Source organism: Psychromonas sp. MB-3u-54, from assembly GCF_002836415.1.
In the GTDB taxonomy this organism is placed as follows: Bacteria; Pseudomonadota; Gammaproteobacteria; order Enterobacterales; family Psychromonadaceae; genus Psychromonas.
Genome location: NZ_PJBP01000091.1, coordinates 21,604 through 29,326 on the forward strand (window position 1 = coordinate 21,604; position 7,723 = coordinate 29,326).

Consider the following 7,723-nt stretch of genomic DNA (forward strand, 5'->3'; position numbering starts at 1 on the left):
CAGTGATACCTTGATCTGCTAACGTTCATCATAGCGCGCTGTTTTAAATTGCTTAATTAATCTTCTTTTCTGCCCCTGCTCCAGTATTTTCTTGCAGCCAACCAATATTATTCTTCTTTTTAAACCGTGATTGTCATAAAAATGTCATACATCTCCTTTATAGTCGCCGCCAATAAATAATACAGAGGACAAAATTGATGACCCACTTAAACACAGTTAAAAAAACGTTTTTAGCGCTTTCTATCACCCTTGCGAGTTGTTCAAGCTTTGCACAAACACCCGTTAAAAATGTTATTTTAATGATCGGTGATGGTATGGGCCCCGGACAAATGGGACTTTTAGAAGAATACGCCCGTAAAGCCCCGCATTCCATTTATAATGGTCGTGATACTGCGCTTAAAATGATGATAGATAACGGTGTCTTAGGCATGTCATTACACAGTCCGGCGGATGCTTTAGTCGTAGATTCGGCTTGTTCGGCTTCGCAGCTAGCATCGGGTGTTAGTGCACCTTCTGAAGCTTTAGGCATTGATGTGGACGGCAATCATGTTGACAGCGTATTAGAAATCGCTAAACGTTTAGGTAAAGCGACGGGACTGGTGTCCGATACGCGTCTGACCCATGCAACCCCCGCTGCATTTGCATCTCATCAACCGCACCGTTCATTGGAAAATCAGATAGCCGAAGATATGTTGGCGACCCGTGTTGATGTCATGCTATCGGGTGGGCTGCGTTACTGGATCCCTATGTCAGCCAATGAGGGCGGCGCTGTATATCAAAAACTGCTTAAAAAAACGGGCGGTGATATTAAAATTAAATCTAAACGTATCGATGAAAAAAACCTATTAACCGAGGCCGAGGGTGCAGGTTATGCTGTGGTACATACGCGTGATGCACTTGCCAATGCGTCGGGCGATCAGGTTCTTGGTTTATTTGCATACTCCGGTATGCAGGATGGTATTACCTATAGCAATACTAAAAACTCGCCAGAGCGTTCCATGCCAAGCCTGAAAGAGATGACCATGAAAGCGCTGGATGTGTTATCCCAAGATCCCGATGGTTTCTTTTTAATGATTGAAGGCGGACAGATTGATTGGGCCGGACACAATAACGATGCGGCAACTATGTTACATGAAATGCTTAAATTTGATGAAACAGTCGAATATGTTTATGAATGGGTGAAAAACCGGAAAGACACTTTAGTGGTTGTGACGGCTGACCATGAAACGGGCGGATTTGGTTTTAGTTATTCACGTGCGAATACACCCAAAGCTGAAAAACGAACAGGTATCGCTTTTAAAGATCGAGACTACAAGCCAAATTTCAATTTTGGTAACCTCGCTATTTTAGACAAGTTATATGAGCAGAAAAAAAGTTTTGGCAATATGCTAGCTGAATTTGATCAAACAGATAAATCGCCTGAATCATTGCTTGCAATTGTTAATGCCAATAGTGAATTTAAGTTAACCCCGGCACAGGCAGAAGAGATCTTAGTGACCGAGGAAAATGAATTTTACGATCCTGAGAACAAATACTTAAAACTTAAAACATTCCCTAAAGTTAATGATTTCAAAGCTTTTTATGTCTATGGCGAAGAAATTCGCAATGATCTGATAGGCCGGGCGATGGGCGAAGAGCAGAATATAGTTTGGGGTACAGGCACGCATACGGACACACCCGTTGCGGTGATTGCCTATGGACCCGAGCAGGCTACCGCGCCATTTTCGACGCTTACCCACCATACGGAAATTGGTCGTTTACTGATTGAAACGGTACGATCTGGACACTAACGGCTGCCATTTTCTTTATTGATCTGCAGAGAAAAAAACCACAGTGAATAACTCACTGTGGTTTTTTTGTCTCTAACGTATTAATTAAGAGGTGAACATACTTTATTTATACCAAACGCATTAATAAAGTGATCCGATTTATTATTTAAAATTGATCATAAATTTAATGGCGGTCTGATTTGAACGTCAACTAGCACGCACGATGACAATAAACGCATAGCTCGTAGGGTGCATTCTATGCCTACCCGCGGTGCATAGAATGCACCCTACCGATAACATCATACGAAATGCATTATCCGATTTACTATTCAAAATCATCCCGGCGGTTTTTTGAGCGTAAATTTTTCCTTTGAAGTAACTGATCATAAATTTAATGCGTTTGGTATTCGGCATTAACGGAGACTTTTTTGAACCAGCAATAGTGCGGTTTCATGCTGTGCATGAACAAAATAGTGAACATTCAGATTAGCCAGCGTCTTTTTTTCCTCGTGACTGTTAATTTTGACCACTAAGTTTGCCTGCGGATAATAATCCAGTACGGCTTCGCAGATCAGTTTTTTGGTTCTGACGGTATTGACGGTAATGATAATACTGGAAGACTGCTCTATTTTCAGTGATTCTAATACCGGGTGTTTCTCTAAATGACCAAAATAAGCCATATATCCGCGTTTTCTTGCCTCCAACACATGTTGTAAATTATCTGAGATAATTAAAAACTGCCGTCCTTCTTTTTCTAACTCTTTTGCTACCAGTCGCCCGAGGATCGCAAAGCCACAAATAATAGTATGATTAGTCTCCTTGATCGGGGTGATTTTATCGGATTCAAAAAACTCCACCACAAACAAAGAGGCTATTTTATAAATGTTATTGACCATAAATGGCGTGACTATCATAGATGAAACCGCCACTAAAATTAAGAAACTGCCCAATTCAGAGGTGATAATTTCTTGGCTGATGGCAATCGAGAAAATAGCAAAAGAAAACTCACCTACTTGGCAAAGTGCAATGGCGGATTTAAGTGAATCACTTTTGTTGGATTTTTTGCGAATTAAAAAATAGATAATCAGCGCTTTTATTAACATGGTAAAAGCTAATACCGCAAACACTAAATGTAAATTACTTGCGAAATAAAAAATATCAATTTTGGTGCCGATAGAAAAGAAAAATGCGCCTAACAAGAGGTCTTTATAAGAGGCTATATCTGATTCTACTTTGACATGATAAGTGGTTCCGGCAATGATCATACCGGCAATAAAGGAGCCTAACGAGTAGGTAAATCCCATTTCGTGTGCGAGCAGTGACGCGCCCACCACAATGGTTAATACCGAGGCTAAAAATAGTTCATCCAATCTGGCGGTGCTGGAAAAATGCAGTAGCCATTCGATTATTTTTTTGCCTAAGGTAAACATAAAAACAATGACTAAGGTCGCTGATATTGCGGTTTTAAATAACACATCGGCAATTGACAAAGTATCATTGGCTAGAAAACTGATCAGCAATAAAATAGGGATAACGGCCAAGTCTTGAAAGACTAGTATAGCAACGGATTTGGTACCATAAGGGGTGATAATATCTTTTGATTTTTTTAAATAAGTTAAGACTATTGCCGTGGAGGACAAGCTAAAAGCCAGTGCAATAATAATGGAGGAAGTGCTATCAATATTAAACAGGTAGTATGAAAGCAGAAAAATAATCACTGAGCTTAAAGCGACTTGTATAAAACCATTAAGCAAAATGATCTCTTTCATTTTATTTAATTTAGAAAAAGACAGCTCTAAGCCGATGGTAAACATTAAAAAGACAATGCCAAATTCACCAATAAGCTCTAATGCATTAAGGTCATCACTGCCATTAAAGTCAAAAATATTACTGATAATAGTACCGGTAATAATGTAACCAATAATATGTGATACGGAGAATTTTTTTAGCACGATATTTAATATGCTGGCAATTGCTAATGAAATAAAGATGATAATAAGAATAGAGTCCATTTTTTCTCTCTTAGCTGCAAATAATAAGTTGTGATGGTTCTTTCAAAAGAAGCAAAAACCATACCGAACAATGTAAATGTTAATATAAATTGAATTTTGTAACTTCGATAAGGGTGATTATCTGTCATAGCCCCTAAACAGGTAGCGCTGATTATATTCTGAATGTTACAAAAAAATTAAGTTAAACAAACAAGTGGTGTTTTTTACTGAATTCTATTCATTTAGGGCCGTTCCATTCTGCGCTGCTCGACCTTGTGATCCTATCCATTACAAGGTGTTATAAAAAATTTTAAATATCTGTCATCTCGCCATTTATAAATAGTTAAGCATAGATGAAAATGCTGACAACTTTATTCTGCAATCATTTGAAGGCTATGATTGCAGGAAGTAATCACAGCGACTCAGCCTAGATTTAACGCATTAACCGATAAAAGGTGATAGATAATGATCCAAAAAAGTCAATGAGTGATTCATAATGGTTCGTTCCATGCTGGGCAAGTGACTGCGCTGGCCTTATTCGCGCTTTATAAAGTATTAACTACGATCAACTTGAAATGTTAGTACGCATAATATGAAACTTATTAATCAAGCCGATATTGTTTTAGATGTGAGCGGGAGCGATGAGATTTAAACGCGTCGTTTTGATCATCATCAAATCAAAGATGGACAAGTTTCAAATGCCGGAATGGATCAAATAGACAACGGGAGAGGAAAGCCCTGAAATAGATTGTTTTGTACAAGCCGTTGATAAACATGATTGCACTATAGATAAGATGTCCGATTTTTCATTTGCGGCGATTATTGCGCATGCTGATTAAGTTCAGACTGCTGGTTGCTCCCTTTTTGTAACCTAATACCAATCCGCATAAATATCTGACCTATCTTACTTGTTAAAATTAACGCTAGCTTCGTTGTTTTCAATCTCAATAGCCAGCTATTGCTCAATCAAACGTCTTGCTATCATTACTTTTTCCTGCGCAATTTTAGACCATTTACTTATGTGGATTGGTATAATTCAATTTTACAATAATAGTTCGGTTAGCTTTATGTGTTGTAATCACCAAATTTTAAAAGTTGACCAGTCTGTTAATGTCTTAATTGTAGAGGCGCTTTCAGGGGCGATATATCCTAGTGCAATAATTGCAGCTAACATCATCAACGTCGCACTTTTATTTCTAAAGTCCGCTATTTTTAAGGCTGTACCAAAAGAGCGTTTTACCCTGAGATTAGATAACTCAACACTGTATATTTCATCTAAAAGTAAATGGACTAGTCCGCCAAAGAGAATAAATCCTCCCGACAGCCAGGCATACAGGTTAGATTTAGTTAAATAATTGTCATTAAATATCCAAGTGATCTGAATTGTTAAGAGCGCGCACAAAACTAAAAATAACAGTGAATGACAACTGCCGCGATGCACCGTCATTTTTTCAAATAGGGGTCTTATTAACCATTTTAATATTCCATAAACACCTAAAGGTATTGCCAGTAACTCCACAAAATGAATCTCTCTAAAGTGCTCTCCGGTAATGTAGTGCAGCACCATTAACAGGGCAACAGAAGCAAAAATATTAAAAACTATATCAAGTGATGTTGAGTTGTCGGCATCGATGTCTGGTAATAATCCCCCGACGGTTCCTAAGCACCACAGCCACAATGCACCGTTAATGTTTATATGTTCTGCTGATAATAGTACTGCAGAGGCGAGACCTGTTGATATAGCAGCTACGTTGAAATGAGTCTTGAAATTTGCCATTGCTTCTCTTCGATAGAATATTCAAACAGCATTCTACCTGTATTTTATATGATGTGTGACATAGGGTTACATATTGTTAGCCTTTTTATTGCTGTTTTTTTTATCCACAGAGAAATAAGCTCGAAATTAGAAGATAGGCGATCATATCTAACTCGATTGCGCCGTTTTTAATTCTAAAGATGGCATGAAATGTCATGGCAAAGCCGCATTAAAAAATGGCGCAATCAAGCTTAAGGCATTACCTTGAATAGAGGGGCTAGGGGCTGTTTAAAATGCAGATTAGCCAGAGAGAACAGCGTGCTTAGTCTTGAATCGATTTGACCCATTTACCCTGCATTCTAATAGATCACTTAATGAGTGGGATGAGCATTAAGATAGCAATGAAATTCAATATTATCTTTATGTTTAACTTTATATTTTGTGATAAAAAATTGTTTGAATACTGCGTGTATTCAATTAGATAAAAGAGGATAAATATCAGATTTATTAGTCACATAATCGCAAATATTGCTTCAATATGTCTAGATATATCAGATTAATTAAGGCATGATTTGTCACTCACTTAATGTGAGTTAATAATATAATTTAAAAAGATGAACACTTAGCTGGCAAAATTGTAAACATATTACATACTTAGTCAGAGTGCATAAAAATGTATATTGGTGTTACCCTAACTCAATAAAAGAGGTTTTCTATGAACAAAAAATTACTGATTACTGGTGCTGTAGCATCAATCGTTTTACTTGCTGGTTGTTCAAGTCATGATGAGATGGAAACAAGCATGTCTAATCTTACTAACCAAGTAAGTGAATTATCAGATAAAGTTGATATGATAGCTGACGACCAAGCATCTATGAAATCTGATTTAGCAACTGTTGCTAGCGAAGCAGAACGTGCAAACTCACGTATTGATAACATTGCTACAACTTACAAAAAATAATACGTAAAAAATAAGAAAAAAGTGGGTGTTAACACCCACTTTTTTATTATTCGGACTCTATGACCACCGGTATTCCTTGATGTAATAACAATGCTTCTGTCATCTGATCATTATCAACTACTTCTTTATTGTTAAATTTAATCACTTCCTTTGTCCAATATAAACTAAATTGCGTGTCATCATCACTTCTCGATATTGGCGAATGAACCTCAAGTATTTTTTGACCATTTGGCTCTAATGATACCTTAATCGGTTCATTAATTATTTGGACGGATTCGTTGTTATCTACCTGATTAAATAACCAACTTATGTCATCGGGATTCAAACGAATGCAACCGGCACTGACCCGCATGCCAATACCGAAATCTTTATTGGTACCGTGAATCAAATATTCATGTTTTCCATAGGCGAGTTGCAGCGCATAATCACCAAGCGGGTTGTCTTTTCCTGCTTTTATCACCGAGGGTAAATGTTGACCTGTTGCTTGAAAATGCTCTGCTCTGCTCTTTGTCGTTGGCGTCCAACTTGGATGTTTTATTTTCATCCTGACAGTGGTTTGCATGGTTGGCGTTGAGCGACCAATACGGCCAATACCAATGGGAAAAATATGAACTTCCTCTTTCCCTTTCGGGAAATAATATAATCTAAGTTCGGGCAGATTAATGACGATACCTTTATGGGGAACATCTGGTAATAACATCCGGTTTGGAATTTGTAGTATTTGTCCTGGGGTGGGTAAAAAAGGATCAACCCCGGGATTAGATTCCATCAGTGCAATGAGACCGACATTATAAAGCTTAGTAATAGCATTCAGGGTATCTCCCGGCTGCACTTTATATTCTTGCTGTATACCAATTAACCTTGAGCCATCCTGTGGTATAGGGTAACCCTCTGCCTGCACCGCGACAGGATTTAGAATAGAGCAAAGAATCATTAAGCTGATTATGATGCTGTACTTTTTGAAATAATGATAATTTATTATTTCATTTGATAATAAATTAGAATACACACACATAGTGAAACCTTATGCTGGTTGGGATTAGACCTGAATTACTTAAAATAAAAAAATTGAGAACCGTTTTCATTTTATGTTTATACCAATTCATTAATTAGGTGCTTTGCTATTAAAGCATATCGAGTGATTTTGAAGTCAAAAATGAGCGCTTTGTTCGGTATTTTCGCTTGGCAGTCACTGTACTCAATACATTATTAATTATGATCGAAAAAAGCAAAAATGAGCGTTTTG

At 37.5% G+C, this 7,723-nt stretch carries 5 protein-coding genes; 2 read left to right on the top strand and 3 right to left on the bottom strand.

Annotated elements, in window-relative coordinates; all coding sequences use genetic code 11:
• Window positions 1–197: 197 nt before the first annotated feature.
• A complete protein-coding gene (locus CXF72_RS02860) occupies window positions 198–1,790 on the top strand; it encodes an alkaline phosphatase (RefSeq protein WP_101036771.1) in 1,593 nt (530 codons plus the stop codon).
• Window positions 1,791–2,182: 392 nt separating this feature from the next.
• Here CXF72_RS02860 and CXF72_RS02870 read toward each other — a convergent pair whose 3' ends face one another.
• Window positions 2,183–3,781: a cation:proton antiporter domain-containing protein gene (locus CXF72_RS02870; protein ID WP_101036773.1), complete on the bottom strand. Its 1,599-nt coding sequence runs from the start codon at window positions 3,779–3,781 to the stop codon at window positions 2,183–2,185.
• 1,057 nt (window positions 3,782–4,838) lie between these two features.
• Window positions 4,839–5,537 carry a metal-dependent hydrolase gene (locus CXF72_RS02875; protein WP_101036774.1) on the bottom strand — a complete coding sequence of 233 codons (699 nt, stop codon included), beginning with the start codon at window positions 5,535–5,537 and terminating at the stop codon, window positions 4,839–4,841.
• Window positions 5,538–6,231: 694 nt separating this feature from the next.
• On the opposite strand from CXF72_RS02875, the gene CXF72_RS02880 reads away from it, so the two are divergent.
• Window positions 6,232–6,477, top strand: coding sequence for an LPP leucine zipper domain-containing protein (locus CXF72_RS02880; RefSeq protein WP_101036775.1), 246 nt, complete (start codon window positions 6,232–6,234; stop codon window positions 6,475–6,477).
• 46 nt (window positions 6,478–6,523) lie between these two features.
• On the opposite strand, the gene CXF72_RS02885 is transcribed toward CXF72_RS02880, so the two are convergent.
• The gene (locus CXF72_RS02885; RefSeq protein WP_101036776.1) at window positions 6,524–7,492 is read right to left on the bottom strand and encodes a L,D-transpeptidase family protein; all 969 of its coding nucleotides are present in this window, start codon (window positions 7,490–7,492) and stop codon (window positions 6,524–6,526) included.
• Window positions 7,493–7,723: the final 231 nt, after the last annotated feature.